This is a genomic window from Leptospira yanagawae serovar Saopaulo str. Sao Paulo = ATCC 700523 (assembly GCF_000332475.2).
GTDB classification, from domain to species: Bacteria; Spirochaetota; Leptospiria; order Leptospirales; family Leptospiraceae; genus Leptospira_A; species Leptospira_A yanagawae.
Window position 1 is genome coordinate 84,086 of the sequence record NZ_AOGX02000024.1, and the last position, 15,133, is coordinate 99,218.

Sequence of the window (15,133 nt, forward strand, 5' to 3'; positions counted from 1 at the left end):
AAGAACCGATCCTTATTTATTAGATCTTTTTCTCATATTGGAATCCAACACTTTTTTACGGAGTCGCAAGCTTTGTGGAGTGACTTCTAACAATTCATCATCATCCAAAAATTCAATCGATTGTTCCAAGGTGAGTTTCTTTGGTGGCACAAGGCGGATGGCCTCATCAGAACCAGAAGCCCTTACGTTTGTGAGTTTTTTCTCACGCACTGGGTTCACTTCCAAATCAGAATCCCTGCTGTTCATTCCAAGGATCATACCAGGGTAAACGGCAACTTGTGGTTCAATGAAAAGGTCTCCACGTTCCTGTACCTTCCAGAGTGCATACGCTGTTGATTCACCTGAGTCCATAGAGATAAGAGCTCCGTTTTTACGACCAGGAATCTCACCTTTGTATTTATCAAAACGAAGGAAACGGCTAGACATCACCCCTTCTCCTCGAGTTTCCGAAATGAAGTGGCCTCTAAATCCAATGATCCCTCTTGTTGGGATGATGTATTCCACGCGTGTGATCCCTGAAGTATGGGCATCCATTCCTGTGAGTTCCCCCTTACGGCGGTTTAACTCTTGGATGACTGCACCTGTGTACTGGTCAGGTAAGTCCATCACGAGGGTTTCATACGGTTCGATTTTTTCACCAGCTTCGTTGTGTTTGATGATCACTTCTGGTCTGGAAACTTGGAGTTCGTAACCTTCTCGTCTCATGTTTTCTATGAGGATGGACAAGTGGAGTTCTCCACGTCCTAAAATTTTAAAACGATCTTTGTCTTCTGTTTCTTCCAAACGAAGTGCTACGTTGGTTTCGAGCTCTCGATCCAAACGTTCGCGGAGGTTACGTGTTGTGACAAACTTTCCTTCTTTACCAGCAAACGGAGAGTTGTTGACCATAAAGAACATGGATACAGTAGGCTCTTCTACTTGGATGGCAGGAAGTGGGAGTGGATTTCCTAAATCACAAACGGTATCCCCAATGAATACGTCCGGGATCCCAGCCATTGCTACGATATCTCCAGAACCTGCTTCATCGATTTCATAACGAGTGAGTCCTTCATATCCATACAATTTTGTAATTTTATAATTTGCAGTGGTTCCATTGGTTTTTGCAAGGGTAACGTCTGCACCTTTTTTCATGGTTCCTTGGTAGATTTTACCAATGGCGATACGACCTACATATTCATTATAATCCAAAGCTGTGACTTGGAATTGGAGTGCTTTGTCACTGTCTCGTTTTACAGGAGGAACGTGGGCAAGAACTTTATCAAGGATTGGTTCAATGTTCACACCAGGAACTTCTGAAAGATCATTCACTGCCCAACCTTGTTTCGCCGAGGCATACACAATTGGGAAGTCTAACTGCTCTTCGGTGGCACCTAAATCACTAAACAAATCAAATACTTTGTCTACTGAATACCCTGGCCTTGCCCCCTCACGGTCAACTTTGTTCACAACAACGATTGGTTTATGTCCAAGTTGGAGTGATTTTCCCAAAACGAATCGAGTTTGTGGCATCGGTCCGTCGAAAGCATCGACAAGAAGTAATGTACAGTCTGTCATGGACAGAACTCGTTCCACTTCTCCTCCGAAGTCAGCATGGCCTGGAGTGTCTACGATATTAATGCGTGTGCCTTTGTACTTTACCGAAGTGTTCTTGGCAAGGATGGTGATCCCTTTTTCTTGTTCCAATGCATTGGAATCCATGATTCTTTCTCGGTCTTCTTTTGCGGTTACGGCGCCCGTATGGCGAAGGATACAATCTGTGAGTGTCGTCTTACCGTGGTCGACGTGTGCGATGATGGCGATGTTGCGAATTTCCATTGTTTTTACCAGAAATTCCAATCCACTTTGGCTGTAAATGGGGATTTCAGTTTGACAAGAGGTGCCTGTCAGAAATCCTGGTAAGAACTACATTCGAGAAAGAGATTAGGATAGTTATATGTTCGCCATCATTGAACTTGGAGCCAAACAATTTAAAGTGTCTCCTGACCAGGTATTCGTCGCAGAAAAAACAGGAAACACGGTTGGAAGCACAGTAGAAACGAAAGTCCTACTCCTTTCCGATAATAACAAAGTGAACATCGGTTCCCCAGCATTGTCTGGCGCCAAAGTTACTTTAAAGGTATTGGAAGACTGTAAGGGTGAAAAAATCCACGGTTTCAAATACAAAAAAAGAAAGAACTACAAGAAGTCTTGGGGCCACAGACAACAACTCCAAAAACTACAAGTGGTTTCGATCAGCGGTTAATTGATTTATAGTACAATTTTTAAAGATTTAGGAGGGAAAATCGCAGGAATCCAACTGGAAGGGCATTCTCCAACGGACTTAGGTTCGAAAGGCGAAAATCTTTTGTGTGCAGGGGTCTCCACTCTCGTTCAGAGTGCTCACTCGTTTTTAGCATCACAAGGCAGTTTGGAATCGGAAACAAAAAGAGACGGTTATCTATCGTTTTTAGTCAAACCGGACAAAAGGGATGGTTTCCAAAACCTACTTTCGATGGTGGAATTTGGACTAAAAAGTTTAGAACACTCTCATGCATCTGCGATTTCCATCCACGACGAACTAATAAAGGGGTAAACAATGGCTACAAAAAAAGGTGGGGGATCCACAAAGAACGGTCGTGATTCGGTATCGAAAAGACTTGGTGTAAAAGTTTACGGTGGCCAACAAGCAATTGCTGGAAACATCATCGTTCGCCAAAGAGGAACTGAATACAAACCTGGAAAAAACGTAGGGATTGGTCGTGACCATACTCTGTATGCACTCGTTGACGGGGTTGTGACTTTCGAACATGTAACCAAAGAAAGACAACAAATCTCCGTTTACCCGAAAGCTTAATTCCTCTCTCACAAAAGAGAGGACAAAACCCGTTTTAGGATTCCCTTTAACGGGTTTTTTTTTGACCAAAGGACATTATGAGCGGATTTATCGACGAAGTACCCATCCATATTCGAGCCGGACACGGAGGGGCAGGTTCTGTCCATTTCCATAAAGAGAAATTTGTTGAATTTGGAGGACCTGATGGTGGTGACGGAGGCAAAGGCGGTGATGTGATCTTCGTTGCGGAAGGTCGGATGATGACCTTGGAAAATTACCTGCCTGATCGAATGTATGCGGCAGAAGATGGTGAACCAGGGCTTGGTCAAAACCGAAATGGAAAAAATGGAGAGGACCTCATCCTAAAAGTTCCCATTGGTACCCAGATCATCGATGCCGTAACCATGGAGCTTATCTACGACTTTAATCATGATGGTGAAAGTTTTACAATTGCTACCGGAGGTCGAGGTGGCAAAGGGAATACTTTTTTTAAAACTTCTGTCCAACAAGCGCCTCGCTATAGCCAACCTGGAGAAGATGGTGGCGCATTTTCCTTACGTTTAGAATTAAAATTATTAGCCGATATTGGAATTGTTGGCCTTCCTAACGCTGGTAAGTCGACCCTACTCGCCAAAATTACCCATGCCCATCCCAAAATTGCCGGTTATGCGTTCACTACCCTTTCCCCTAACCTTGGTGTGGTGCATAGACATGAAGACTTATTCCGTTATACAGTAGCTGATATTCCGGGAATCATCGAAGGGGCATCCAAAGGTGTTGGCCTTGGGATCAGTTTTCTCAAACACATTGAAAGAGTGCAAGGGATCTTATTCCTTTTTGATGGTGGGAATTTACAACTAGAAGAAGAATTGGAAATGCTACGAAGTGAATTAGGAAATTATAATGATTCCCTACTCCAAAAAAAATTCCTGCTTGTGATCAACAAAATGGACATTTGGGATAATGATCCTAGTTTTACCGAAGAAATACAAAAAAAGTATTCCCATTTAGGGGAAATCATTTGTATTTCCGCAGACAAAGAATTCAATTTAGATTATTTACTCGAGCGGATTGATAAAGTATTTTTTCCCGAAAAAGCAAAGTTAGTTTATGAAAACACGTAAGGATTTTTTAGATTCCATAAAGAAAGCAAAACTCATTGTTATTAAAATAGGAAGCGCACGTGTATCTGGCGAAGAATCAAAAATTAATGATTTTTTATATGATTTAGTTGGCGACATTCGGTCTCTTCGCGACCAAGGGAAAGAAGTGATCCTTGTTTCTTCTGGGGCAATTGCCCAAGGGAAAAAACTTTTAGCTGAAGAAAACGGACGAGAAACAATTCCAAATGGAAAAACAACATTAGCTGAAAAACAAGCCCTTGCTGCCATGGGCCAAAATAAACTTCTCAATCTATACGAAAGTTTTTTCAGTCGCGTGAACATTCCGATTGCCCAAATCCTTTTTGGCAGAAAAGACTTAAACGAAGAAAAAAGTTTTTCTAACCTCAAACAAACTTTTCGCCAACTTCTCGATTGGGGAATTTTACCCATCGTCAATGAAAACGATTCTGTCTCTACCGAAGAAATCAATTTAGGAGATAACGATATCCTTTCTGCCATTGTAGCTTCCATCGTGGGAGCTGACCTACTCCTTATCCTCACAGGTGTGGATGGATTTTTAAATGGGAAAGAAAAAATCGATTTATTCACAGAGATATCCAAGGAAACCGAGTCACTAGCAACGGGACCATCAGGACCAGGAACAGGTGGTATGTTTACGAAAATCAATGCCGCAAAACTATTGTTACCATTCGGAATCAAAACTGGCATTGTAAATGGTGAAAAGAAACACGCAATTGCAGAATTTTTTACAAAGGAAACTTTTGGAACGCTGATAGGCAATGGAAATTATCCACATCGCATCCCCACAGCGTCTGAAATCCAATCTCACTTCTTTTCTTTTTCTACGGAGTAAATTATGGCTGAAGACTACAATACTTATGCAAAAACCATTGCCACGAATGCGAAAGAGGCTAGCCGTGCTTTAAAACAACTCACCACCATACAAAAAAATGCGGTATTGCATAAAATGGAAGGTCTCTTGCTTGCAAACGAATCGCAAATCATAGAAAAAAACCAAATAGACTTACAAAATGGAAAAGAGAAACATTTATCTTCCTCCATGATGGACCGCCTCTTACTCGATTCCAAACGAATCAGAGCTATGGCAAAAAGCATCGAAGAGATACGAAACTTACCAGATCCCGTGGGTGAAGTCGTTCGTGGTACCATCCTTCCCAATGGTTTGGAACTCCTCACAAAACGAGTTCCCATCGGTGTTGTCATGACCATTTTTGAATCTAGACCAAATGTCATCGTGGACATTGCCTCATTGTCTTTTAAATCAGGAAATGCATGTATTTTACGTGGTGGAAGTGAAGCCTTCCATTCCAATTTGATCCTTTCTTCCTTATTCCACAAGGCCATTGAAGAATCAAATTTGCAAGGTATCTCCAAGGAAGTGGTAAGTTTTGTTGAAAATACAAATCGAGAAGTAATGATTCCCTTTTTCCAACTGGAAGAACTAATTGATGTAATTGTCCCACGTGGAGGTGAGGCACTCATTCGTTTTGTATCAGAAAATAGTAAAATTCCTGTCATCAAACACGACAAAGGTGTTACCAATTTATATGTATCAAACGAAGCAAATCCAGAAATCGTTCTTCCAATTCTAATCAATTCGAAAGTACAAAGACCCGGTGTTTGTAATGCTTTAGAAAATTTATTCATTCATAAAGATTTTCCAAATCTAAAACAATTATTGATTGATTTAGAGAATGCGGGAATACAAATTTTAGGTGATTTATCAATTACCAAAATATTCCCAAGCGCAAAACAAGCGTCAGAGGAAGATTTTTATACAGAATTTTTAGATACTAGACTTAGTATAAAGCTTGTAGATTCCGTAACAGAAGCGATAAAAAATATCCAAAAATACAGTTCGGGTCATACGGAATGCATTGTTTCGGAAAATGTTTCTGAAATCCAAACATTTCAACAAGGATTGGACAGTGCAGCTATCTTTGTAAATTGTTCCACTCGTTTTCATGACGGTGGTGAATATGGACTTGGAGCAGAGGTAGGAATTTCTACCGGTAAACTTCATGTACGTGGGCCTATGGGACTTATCCACCTAACGACGACTACGACATACGTAACAGGAAAAGGTCAAGTCCGAGGGTAAAATGGATGTGATATTGTTTGGTGGAAGTTTTTATCCTCCTCACGTCGGGCACAGGCATGTGATTACCATCTTACAAAAAGAATTTCCAAAGGCAAAAATATACATTTGCCCCAATTCCATTTCGCCATTCAAACAAAATGTAAAAAAGTTTTCAACGGAAGAAATTTGGAATTTATGCAAAACTGAATTTGAATCGATCTTATCGAAAGATGTAATCCTTTGGGATGAAGAGATTCGAAAAGCTGAGATCAGTTATACCATTGATACTTTGAAGGCACTGCAAAGAATAGAGCCAAACAAAAGGATATCCTTAGTCGTAGGAGAAGACAATTTACCCACCTTTGAAAAATGGAAATCGTATGAAGAAATTTTAAATTTAACCCAATTTTTAATTGTGGTAAGGCGTTATACGAATCCTCCATTACCAATTCAAATGCCGAAATACCTAGAGATCAGTAAACTTTTGGTTTTGGACAATCCTATACATGTTATGAGTAGTAGTGAATTGAGAGAAAAACCTCCATTCGAATGGGGAACGGATGCAGTAAAACCAAAAACAAAGGTTCTGTATGATTCCTATTTACTTCAAAAGAATTCTAAGGATTCCCAGGGATGATGAGTCGTTTTGTCACAAAAACAACAGACGAATGGATTCATTTTTTTGAATCGGAAGTGCCAAACCATGTAACGGATACCAGGTGGGAGCATATCAAAAGAGTGGCAAAATTTGCAGAGCAATTGGCTAAATTCCATTTTTTCCCAGATCCTAAAAGAGCCTATTTGGCAGGTTTGGTTCACGACACCACCAAACAAAAAAAATGGGAAATACATGAATCTTTATTCTCCGAATTTTCGCTGAATGTAGACAGTATTCCTAAACAAGCCTACCATGCTTATTCAGCTCCTTTGTTTTTACAGAGAGAATTTGGATTTTATGACAAAGAAATCCATTCTGCCATCCAAAACCATACCTTGGGCAGCTTAAGTCCCACACTCCTCGACCAAATCGTGTATGCAGCCGATTTTTTAGGATCTGATTTTTGCCAAAAACAATCCGAGTTACCAAATTGGATTCAAAAAACTGAGGAAAACTTATATTTTGGAATTTTTATGAAAGCATTTCAAACAATCTCCTTTCTTATGGAAAAAAAAGAAGTCATCCATCCAAATACATTTTTTACTTACAACCATGCATTACAATCCCTAAAGGAAACCAAATAGATGTTACGCGAAGCCCCCAAAAAACAAACCATCCCTGCCAAAACACTCCTGATAGCAGCTGGTTCATTTTTTTTATTTGCATTACTTTTTTTAGTCCTAAAATCGAAGACAGGGTTTTCACTAGATCAGAAATTTGCGCAAAGCAAACGAATGCCCATTCTATTCTCCGTACTCGGTGATAAAGAAGAATATTTATTTTCCATGTATGCTGAGTTTTATCCAAATGAGAAGAAAGCAGCACTTTTTTTCGTAAATCCTAAAACTAGTTTTGATGACGGAGAAAAATCTTTAAAGGAAAAAGGAAATGGAGCTCCATCTTACGTAGAGTCAGTACTAGAAGATACTCTAGATTCCAATATTCCATATAAGATTGTTTGGACCAAAGAACAGTTTCAAAATTGGGTCAATCTACTCGGTGGCTTACATTTATTTTTTGAACCTAAGTCATTACACATGACACAAAACTATTCTAGAAACAAAGAATCGTATCTTTTGGATGGCCAAGATTGTTTTGATTGGATGAGTTCTTTGGCTGATGATTCCATTTTATCTTACTTTCGTAGATTAGAAATTCAAGAAACGGTTATGTTAACCCTTTTGGAAACAATTCATGAAAAGAGAGATTTAATCGGAAAACAGAAACTGATTTACCTACATAGCCAAATGACAACGAACATGTCACAAAAAGAATGGGAAACCTTTTTCGATTTCTTAAAAAAAGAAAAATTACAATTTGGTGTTTCCGAAGTTCCAGGAGAACCTGTGGCACGATTGAAGTCCAAGGATCAAGTCATCAAGGCCAATGAAGAAACAATCAAAGTTGCTTTTTTTAAATTTTCAAGTGATTTGCGTTCCCCAGCCTTTGCGGAAGGAGAACGAGCTAGGATTGAGGTCCTTAACGGAACATCTAAAAATGGGCTTGCCAAATATGGAAAAGTATTACTCACTGATAAGGGTCTGAAAGTACTCACCGTTGAAAACGCATGGGATTCAAATTTTAAATCCACAGTCATTTTAAATCGCTCCGGAAATACACATTATACAGATATGATCTCAGATACATTCCAAGGTAGAAAGGTATTCTTTTCCTTAAGGAAAGATTTAGGCCTAGATGCTACTGTCATTGTCGGGGAAGACTTTCAAAATTCTAAGGATTAAAATGCCAAACATAAGCAACGAAACATTAGAACATCTAAAAAAAATCAAACAAACATTAGTTGAAAAAAAATGTGAAAACATTCAATTCCTCGACCTAAAAGATGTTCATTCCTATTTATCAATATTTGTCATCGCTTCTGTCAAAACAGAAACACAAGGTAGGTCTTGTGCCAAAGATATCGATAAATACATGAAACCCTTAAAACTAGCAGTCAAACGTCAAAATTTTGCCGATTTACCAAAAGATGCAACTGGTTGGATTTTACTCGATTACGGTGAAATTTGTGTCCATATCATGACAGACGAAATGAGGACCTATTATTCCCTAGACCGACTTTGGGGAGACGCTACTTCTATTTCTGTATAAGGGCAAACGTTTCTTCCCATGTTTCTGTGGGAAGTTCACAACGAAAGTTTTGGCATACATAATAACGGATTCCATTCCCTGCGTTTCTTTCTTTTAAGATTTCCAATTCCTCTTCTAAAGACTGGGCAACAGTTTCTTCTAAAACCAACCAAACAAATCCTGGAATGAGGATTTTTCTTAAATTTTTGTATATCCTTTGGATTGTCTCTTCGGACTGGTTTCGATAAACAACGATTACTTCTTTAGAAGCAGATTGGAATTTCTGTAAAGCGGAAATCATGGATGGATAACTGAGAGAATTTTTGCTCATTTCGGGAAAGAAGTAGGAAAAGATTTCATTTGCTTTTTTTTCTAAACTGTATTTGGAATATCCCAGTGTATGTAAAAAATAAATGATATGGAGCAACGTTGAGTTTCCTGACGGTTCTACTCCATCATAACCTTCGATTGTCCTTACAATTAAATCTACATTTTCATCACTTGCTTCAAAATAAGGTCCCATATTGGAACTGAATTTTTTTTGGATCGTCTCGAATAACAAACAGGCAGTTTTGTAATAGGAAGCCTCTCCGGTTTCTTGGAACAATCGAAGTGATACCCAAACAAATTCTGCGTAATCGGGTAAGGTTCCAAGATTCTTGGCTTCACCATCCCGATACCTTCGTAAAACAGTTCCATCTTCTTTGATTAGATGTTGTAAAAGGAATTGGTAAATGCGTTTGGTTTGCTCTAAATAGGTTATATTCTCCGTTGCGTCATAACTTTTTAGTAAGGCTCTCATCCAAAGTGCATTCCAGGAAGTTAACACCTTGTCATCACGCAAAGGGCGAATCCGTTTGTTTCTTACATTTAACAAAGTGACTTTCGCTTTTTGTAACCGTTCCTTAAAACCTGGTTTCCATTGGATCCCGTCTTGGAATGGATTTTTTCCCTGCCAATACACATGCAGTATATTTTTGTGTTCAAAATTCCCCTCTTCCGTTACATTCCAAAAACCTAATACCTCGCTGTCTGAAATATGGGAAAGAATTTCCGTTTCCTTCCAGAGGTAAAATTTTCCTTCTTCCCCTTCAGAATCTGCATCTTCCGCACTGGCAATCCCACCAGATTCTAAACTCAAATCCCGTTCGACATAGGATATGATTTCTTCCAATGTATCTAAAAAGAAACTTTCACCTGTGATTTGGTAGAGATTTGCAAGAGTTTCTACAAATAATGCATTATCATACAACATCTTTTCAAAATGAGGGACAAGCCATTCATGGTCAGTGGAATACCGGCATATGCCTCCTCCGATTTGGTCATAGATCCCTCCCGATTTCATCGCATAGGCTGTATTAAATGCCATTTCTAAAGCACGATTGTCCTTCTCAATTAAGTAATAATCTAACAAAAATGAAAGTGCCATACTGGGTGGAAATTTATTGATTGAATTTGTTTTGAATCCAAAAAATTCTTTGTCATAGACTTCCACATAACGCTTAAAATTTTCTTTGATTGTAAGCGAATTGGGGATAGTAGTTGGATCCGTTTTTCTTTCATTATCATTAAGATAAATCGTTAATTCAGACGCAGCTTGTAATAGTTCTTCTTTTTGGTGTTTCCATGCCTCGGAAACCAATCGTAATACCTCTCTAAAACTCTTTTTTCCGTAGCGATTTTCAGGGGGGAAATACGTACCACCTAAAATTGGTTCTCTTTTGGGGGTGAGGAACATGTTAAGTGGCCAACCACCTTGAGTCCCCATGGCATGCAGGGCATCCATATAAATTTTATCTATGTCAGGGCGTTCTTCTCTGTCTAACTTGATGCATACGAAGTCGCGGTTTAATAGTTCTGCAGTGGATACGTCTTCAAAGGATTCTCTTTCCATTACATGACACCAGTGACAGGTTGAATATCCAATGGATAAAAGGATGATTTTATCTTCCTTTTCGGCTATTTCAAAAGCTTCGTTTCCCCAGGGAAACCAATCTACCGGGTTATGTGCATGTTGTAACAAATAAGGACTTTTTTCATGGACCAATCGATTCGGTTTTTTAGACAAATTTGCCACAATGTTCTCCTAGAAAATAGGTTTTCCCAACCAAGCTTTTTGCATTTTCGGTTGATTGACAAGATTGATTTTTTCATCTTGTTCTGGTAAGGGGTTTAAACGGTTTCCATTGAAAGTGTATCAATTTTTTTCCCCGCCATTTTTCACAGATTCTCGAAAGTTGACCAGCTGGTTAATATCTTTTAGCCTCATCAGTTTGCCTATTTTTGCGGAAACCGATTTTGATGATGAAATCAAAAGGATGCAACTCGCCCAATGGGAAAATGGAGAGGTGGTGCCAACAGAGTTACAAGGTCCAGGCCCCAAAAAACTTCGGTTATCGATTTCCCAGGCCATTGAACAAGTCATCGAAAACAATACCATTGTCCAAAATGCCAAACTAGAAATTGTCAAAGCAGATAGTCCAGAATGGAAAAACCAATCACAATATTCATGGAAAGCTCTCGCAAGCATCCAATCGGCAAAACAATTATTTCCAAATAATCGAAACAACGTCTTTGCCGGAACTATCAGGTCCCAAGACCGAATTGCGGCAGGGGTGGAAAAACAATTCAAAACTGGCACTTATTTCAAAACTGAAATCAGCACAGTTCGATATGATGTAAACGCATTTGAAAATCCAGATCCGGCTACAGCAGGTTTTGCGAGCCTACTTGCGGCTCCTCCCATGTATACAGGTGCCCTTTCTGTCACCCTCTCCCAAGAACTACTCAAGTATGGATTTGGGAAAACAGAAGAAGACAAAGAAAAATTACTGAAGAACCAAACTCTACTTGTTCGTGAAAATTACATCAATATCCTCACGCAACTAGTGGTAAAAATTTTAGTCGATTATTGGTCGTTAAGCATTGTAGATTCTAGGATTGCCACTTACGAAAAAGTTTCCAAAAACACAGAAGAAATACGGCGTTTGACTTTAAGGAAAACGGGACTCGGACTTTCGGAAGGCTTTGAAGTTAACCAATGGAACCAAGCATACCTGAAAACCCAATCACTTCTTGAAAAAGCAAAAGTTGATCGAATTGAAGCAGAACGGAATTTGATTCGAATTTTGAATGTAGATACGGCTTCCTCAATTGAAGGGGTTACAGATTTAAGTGAAACCTTACCCACAGGAATCAATCTTAAAAATGATAAAGAATATGCACTATCTCATCGAACCGATTATCTAATATTAAAACGAGAAAGAGAGATCGCGAAACTGGCGTTAAAAACAGCACTTGCAGAGGATGACCCATCTTTACTTGCAACTGTTTCTTACAGTTCCATTGGCCAAAACTTTTTATCACCTCAAGAAAACTTCATTGCAAGGCAACGTGGGGTCACTTCCTTCCTTTATCCCCAGATCAATGCCGAATTAAAAATGTCCTACCCTTTGTGGGATTTAGGAATCAAGGCTGGCATTCGGGATGCAGAAACAAATCTTAAAGTAAATGAACTTAAAATCCAAAACTTGGAACAAGAAATTGAACAGGAAATAGAAATTCGCCATGAAGCTCTGATTGCAAGTCATGCACTTTTAAAAGATTTGCTAAAAACAAAACGTGAAACAGAAATTTTTTATAATGGGCTTATGGAACGTTTCAAACAAGGACGTTATACAGCTGTCAATGTTAAAAATGCATTGGATAGTTTGGCGAATACGGAGCTTGCAGTCACCCAAGCCAAAATCAATTTTAATATCAATTTGGTTCGTTATGAGTTGGCGAAAAATTCACTTTTTGAAAAGTATGGACTAGACCTCTATTCCATTTTGGAAGAAGTCGAAAAACGCGCAAAACTTGAAACAGACAAATTATGAAACCCTTTCCCACTCATAGAAAAGACGAAATGGTTCGTTATAGACGAACCTTCCATGCAAACCCAGAACTCAAATACGAAGAGAGGGAAACTGCAAATTTTGCAAAAACACATTTAGAATCTTTAGGTTTTCAAGTGGAAGATGGAATTGCTGAAACGGGTCTTGTTGCCCTATTTGATTCTGGAAAACCGGGAAAAACGATATTGGTGCGTGCCGATATGGATGCCCTTCCCATTCATGAAGAAAATACCCACTCCTACAAAAGTAAAAATGAAGGGAAAATGCATGCTTGTGGGCATGACGGTCATACAAGCATCTTACTTGCGTTATCCTCTGACTTAAAAAAAGATTTCCAAAGTTTTGTTCCAAAAGGTAGAGTTTTGCTTTGTTTCCAACCTGCTGAAGAAGGTGGATCTGGAGCTGACCGAATGATAGCTTCCGGAATTTTAGATCGTTATAAAGTGGATGCAGTTTTTGCACTTCATGTTTGGAATCATATTGATTTAGGAAAAGTGGGAGTTGTGAACGGAACCATGATGGCATCCGTTGATGAATTTAAAATCACCGTAAACGGAACATCTGGGCATGGAGCCATGCCACAACACACAGTAGATCCAATTGTTGTGGGTAGTCATCTAGTTACCGCATTACAAACATTAGTTTCAAGAAATGTTGATCCTTTAGAACCTTGTGTTGTTACGGTTGGTTCGTTTCATGCAGGCAATGCCTTTAACGTAATTCCCGAAACGGCAGTTTTACATGGTACCGTCAGAACTTATTCAAAGTCTGTTTACGAAATGATCCCCAATAAAATGAAACAATTGGTAGAACAGATTGGTTTGGGATTTGGGGCCAAAATTGATTTGGAATACAAACGGATCGATAAACCAACCATCAACGACCCAGAAATGGCTGAAATTGTGAGAAAAGCGGCAAAATCCGTCCTTGGGGAGGATTGCCTCACGGAAGAAAATACAAGGACCATGGGTGGTGAAGATTTTTCTGCGTTTCTCATGGAGAGACCAGGTTGTTATTTTTTTATTGGCTCTCGAAATGAAGGTAAAGGATTCATCCACCCCCACCACAGTTCATTTTTTGATTTTGACGAAGACTCACTTCCCATCGGACTTTCAGTGATGAAAGAAGTGATCCATACTTACCTATCCGAATTTTAAAAAAATTTCCTTGCCGAGAAAGTGATTTATTTTATTAGTTAGATATCTAACCAAATCGAGGGAATTATGATCAGTTTCGAACTAAATGATGGGGTTGGGATAATCCAAATTGCCATCAATGATAAAAACAGTTTCTCCAATGATTCTTTTTTGGCCTTAAAAAAAGCAATCCAATCTGCCAAAGAATCCAATGCGAAAGTAGTTGTGGTGAGAAGTGCCGCCAATGGTTCTTTTTCGCTTGGACTTGATTTAACGACTGTCAGCACGATGGATATGACAAAAGATTTGGCACCATTTTTAGAGTTATTTTATCACAATTTAACGGAACTCTACCAACTTCCTATGCCTACCATAGCAGAAATTTCAGGTCATGCGCTTGGTTACGGAGCAATGCTTGCACTCGTATGTGATTACCGTTATGCGACTTCCGATATACGATTTGGTTTACCAGAAGTTAAAATTGGAATCCAAGTACCATCCTTTGTATATGCTCTTCTTGGAGAAGCAGTTGGTTATGACGTTGCCAAAAGGCATGTATTACTAGGTGATGCCTTTAAAGCAAAAGAGATGCCTAACCTTTTCGAAGAAATTTCAGATACAGAAGAAGACTTAAAGAAAAAATCCAAGTCTTTACAAACAAAGTTGAAAAAGAACTCCAATTCTGCCATGAAAGATACAAAAAAAGGAATTTTACAAGTTCATAAACCTCTAATTGACCTGGCGAAAGAAGACATCAAAAATACAATCTCAAGTATCCAATCTCCAGATGCAAAAGAAGGAATCACAGCTTCCGTTGAAGTAAGAAGGCCAGTCTTTACCTCATAATCGTTCAAACGAAACTTTTGCGGTTTCGGATGTGTTTATAAATTTCATCGAGGATAGGGTATAAAATATCCTCGTTTTCTTTTGAGATCCCCCAGGTTTGTAATGAAAGAAGTTTTGCTGATATGGTGACGATTTTTTTGCGAATCTTTTTTCCTTCTTTCGATAAAAGGATCGCCCATTCCCTTCCATCGCTTGGCGATGGATTTCGGTCCACCAATCCCTCTTTTACCAATCGATTCACTAAAACCGTACATGTTGGTTTGGTTTTTTCAATGGTTTTGGCAATTTGTGTCATGTTGATCGGTTTTGACGTCCGAATTAAAAACGTTAAAATTTCAAAGTGGGATGTAGTTAGGCCTGGGTAACCTAGTTTTTCCATCTCATCCCGAACAATGTCGGCTATTTCGGAACTGATACGGTCAAAATACCGGACAGATCGAAACCTTCTTGGGAGTTCTCTTGCCATAAACTA

Annotated in this window: 16 protein-coding genes; 13 read left to right on the forward strand and 3 right to left on the reverse strand. The window is 39.1% G+C overall.

All coding sequences use genetic code 11. The features are described 5' to 3' along the window. Positions 1-12: 12 nt before the first annotated feature. The gene (gene typA / locus LEP1GSC202_RS12050) at positions 13-1,815 is read right to left on the reverse strand and encodes a translational GTPase TypA (protein ID WP_039928969.1); all 1,803 of its coding nucleotides are present in this window, start codon (positions 1,813-1,815) and stop codon (positions 13-15) included. A gap of 118 nt (positions 1,816-1,933) precedes the next feature. Here typA and rplU point away from each other — a divergent pair, with 118 nt between their 5' ends. The 10 genes from rplU to rsfS all read left to right on the forward strand — a co-directional run bounded on the left by rplU (position 1,934) and on the right by rsfS (position 8,804). After that, entirely contained in the window at positions 1,934-2,242 is a 309-nt protein-coding gene (gene rplU / locus LEP1GSC202_RS12055) for a 50S ribosomal protein L21 (RefSeq protein WP_012388757.1), read from the forward strand. Next, positions 2,243-2,572 carry a ribosomal-processing cysteine protease Prp gene (locus tag LEP1GSC202_RS12060; protein WP_015678163.1) on the forward strand — a complete coding sequence of 110 codons (330 nt, stop codon included), beginning with the start codon at positions 2,243-2,245 and terminating at the stop codon, positions 2,570-2,572. Positions 2,573-2,575: 3 nt separating this feature from the next. Continuing rightward, the gene (gene rpmA / locus LEP1GSC202_RS12065) at positions 2,576-2,833 is read left to right on the forward strand and encodes a 50S ribosomal protein L27 (RefSeq protein ID WP_015678054.1); all 258 of its coding nucleotides are present in this window, start codon (positions 2,576-2,578) and stop codon (positions 2,831-2,833) included. A gap of 77 nt (positions 2,834-2,910) precedes the next feature. Beyond that, positions 2,911-3,936 carry a GTPase ObgE gene (obgE, locus tag LEP1GSC202_RS12070; protein WP_015678199.1) on the forward strand — a complete coding sequence of 342 codons (1,026 nt, stop codon included), beginning with the start codon at positions 2,911-2,913 and terminating at the stop codon, positions 3,934-3,936. Beyond that, the gene (proB, locus tag LEP1GSC202_RS12075) at positions 3,923-4,789 is read left to right on the forward strand and encodes a glutamate 5-kinase (protein WP_015678157.1); all 867 of its coding nucleotides are present in this window, start codon (positions 3,923-3,925) and stop codon (positions 4,787-4,789) included. The genes obgE and proB overlap by 14 nt, the downstream gene beginning before the upstream one ends. Positions 4,790-4,792: 3 nt before the next feature. Then, positions 4,793-6,058: a glutamate-5-semialdehyde dehydrogenase gene (locus LEP1GSC202_RS12080; protein WP_015678108.1), complete on the forward strand. Its 1,266-nt coding sequence runs from the start codon at positions 4,793-4,795 to the stop codon at positions 6,056-6,058. Position 6,059: 1 nt separating this feature from the next. Further along, positions 6,060-6,674: a nicotinate-nicotinamide nucleotide adenylyltransferase gene (locus tag LEP1GSC202_RS12085; protein ID WP_015678289.1), complete on the forward strand. Its 615-nt coding sequence runs from the start codon at positions 6,060-6,062 to the stop codon at positions 6,672-6,674. Beyond that, positions 6,674-7,279 carry a bis(5'-nucleosyl)-tetraphosphatase (symmetrical) YqeK gene (gene yqeK / locus LEP1GSC202_RS12090; protein WP_135636853.1) on the forward strand — a complete coding sequence of 202 codons (606 nt, stop codon included), beginning with the start codon at positions 6,674-6,676 and terminating at the stop codon, positions 7,277-7,279. The genes LEP1GSC202_RS12085 and yqeK overlap by 1 nt, the downstream gene beginning before the upstream one ends. Further along, entirely contained in the window at positions 7,280-8,437 is a 1,158-nt protein-coding gene (locus LEP1GSC202_RS12095) for a LytR C-terminal domain-containing protein (protein WP_015678042.1), read from the forward strand. Position 8,438: 1 nt separating this feature from the next. Beyond that, positions 8,439-8,804, forward strand: a complete 366-nt coding sequence (gene rsfS / locus LEP1GSC202_RS12100; RefSeq protein WP_015678139.1) for a ribosome silencing factor — start codon at positions 8,439-8,441, stop codon at positions 8,802-8,804. On the opposite strand, the gene LEP1GSC202_RS12105 is transcribed toward rsfS, so the two are convergent. Then, entirely contained in the window at positions 8,791-10,860 is a 2,070-nt protein-coding gene (locus LEP1GSC202_RS12105; protein ID WP_015678231.1) for a thioredoxin domain-containing protein, read from the reverse strand. The genes rsfS and LEP1GSC202_RS12105 overlap by 14 nt on opposite strands. Positions 10,861-11,101: 241 nt before the next feature. Here LEP1GSC202_RS12105 and LEP1GSC202_RS12110 point away from each other — a divergent pair, with 241 nt between their 5' ends. The 3 genes from LEP1GSC202_RS12110 to LEP1GSC202_RS12120 all read left to right on the forward strand — a co-directional run bounded on the left by LEP1GSC202_RS12110 (position 11,102) and on the right by LEP1GSC202_RS12120 (position 14,661). After that, positions 11,102-12,661 (forward strand): TolC family protein, encoded by a 1,560-nt coding sequence (locus tag LEP1GSC202_RS12110; RefSeq protein WP_039929033.1) that lies wholly within the window; start codon positions 11,102-11,104, stop codon positions 12,659-12,661. Then, entirely contained in the window at positions 12,658-13,836 is a 1,179-nt protein-coding gene (locus tag LEP1GSC202_RS12115; RefSeq protein ID WP_015678366.1) for a M20 metallopeptidase family protein, read from the forward strand. The genes LEP1GSC202_RS12110 and LEP1GSC202_RS12115 overlap by 4 nt, the downstream gene beginning before the upstream one ends. Positions 13,837-13,902: 66 nt before the next feature. Beyond that, the gene (locus LEP1GSC202_RS12120; protein ID WP_015678187.1) at positions 13,903-14,661 is read left to right on the forward strand and encodes an enoyl-CoA hydratase/isomerase family protein; all 759 of its coding nucleotides are present in this window, start codon (positions 13,903-13,905) and stop codon (positions 14,659-14,661) included. 4 nt (positions 14,662-14,665) lie between these two features. Here LEP1GSC202_RS12120 and LEP1GSC202_RS12125 read toward each other — a convergent pair whose 3' ends face one another. Then, the gene (locus LEP1GSC202_RS12125; RefSeq protein ID WP_015678164.1) at positions 14,666-15,127 is read right to left on the reverse strand and encodes a MarR family winged helix-turn-helix transcriptional regulator; all 462 of its coding nucleotides are present in this window, start codon (positions 15,125-15,127) and stop codon (positions 14,666-14,668) included. Between the last annotated feature and the right edge of the window lie 6 nt (positions 15,128-15,133).

Excerpts from the sequence above, each read along its gene's own strand:
- proB (WP_015678157.1), top strand. The coding sequence starts at position 3,923 with ATGAAAACACGTAAGGATTTTTTAGATTCCATAAAGAAAGCAAAACTC.
- rsfS (WP_015678139.1), top strand. The coding sequence starts at position 8,439 with ATGCCAAACATAAGCAACGAAACATTAGAACATCTAAAAAAAATCAAA.
- typA (WP_039928969.1), bottom strand. The coding sequence starts at position 1,815 with ATGGAAATTCGCAACATCGCCATCATCGCACACGTCGACCACGGTAAG.
- LEP1GSC202_RS12095 (WP_015678042.1), top strand. The coding sequence starts at position 7,280 with ATGTTACGCGAAGCCCCCAAAAAACAAACCATCCCTGCCAAAACACTC.
- LEP1GSC202_RS12115 (WP_015678366.1), top strand. The coding sequence starts at position 12,658 with ATGAAACCCTTTCCCACTCATAGAAAAGACGAAATGGTTCGTTATAGA.
- obgE (WP_015678199.1), top strand. The coding sequence starts at position 2,911 with ATGAGCGGATTTATCGACGAAGTACCCATCCATATTCGAGCCGGACAC.
- LEP1GSC202_RS12110 (WP_039929033.1), top strand. The coding sequence starts at position 11,102 with ATGCAACTCGCCCAATGGGAAAATGGAGAGGTGGTGCCAACAGAGTTA.
- LEP1GSC202_RS12080 (WP_015678108.1), top strand. The coding sequence starts at position 4,793 with ATGGCTGAAGACTACAATACTTATGCAAAAACCATTGCCACGAATGCG.
- yqeK (WP_135636853.1), top strand. The coding sequence starts at position 6,674 with ATGAGTCGTTTTGTCACAAAAACAACAGACGAATGGATTCATTTTTTT.
- LEP1GSC202_RS12125 (WP_015678164.1), bottom strand. The coding sequence starts at position 15,127 with ATGGCAAGAGAACTCCCAAGAAGGTTTCGATCTGTCCGGTATTTTGAC.
- LEP1GSC202_RS12120 (WP_015678187.1), top strand. The coding sequence starts at position 13,903 with ATGATCAGTTTCGAACTAAATGATGGGGTTGGGATAATCCAAATTGCC.
- LEP1GSC202_RS12085 (WP_015678289.1), top strand. The coding sequence starts at position 6,060 with ATGGATGTGATATTGTTTGGTGGAAGTTTTTATCCTCCTCACGTCGGG.
- rplU (WP_012388757.1), top strand. The coding sequence starts at position 1,934 with ATGTTCGCCATCATTGAACTTGGAGCCAAACAATTTAAAGTGTCTCCT.
- rpmA (WP_015678054.1), top strand. The coding sequence starts at position 2,576 with ATGGCTACAAAAAAAGGTGGGGGATCCACAAAGAACGGTCGTGATTCG.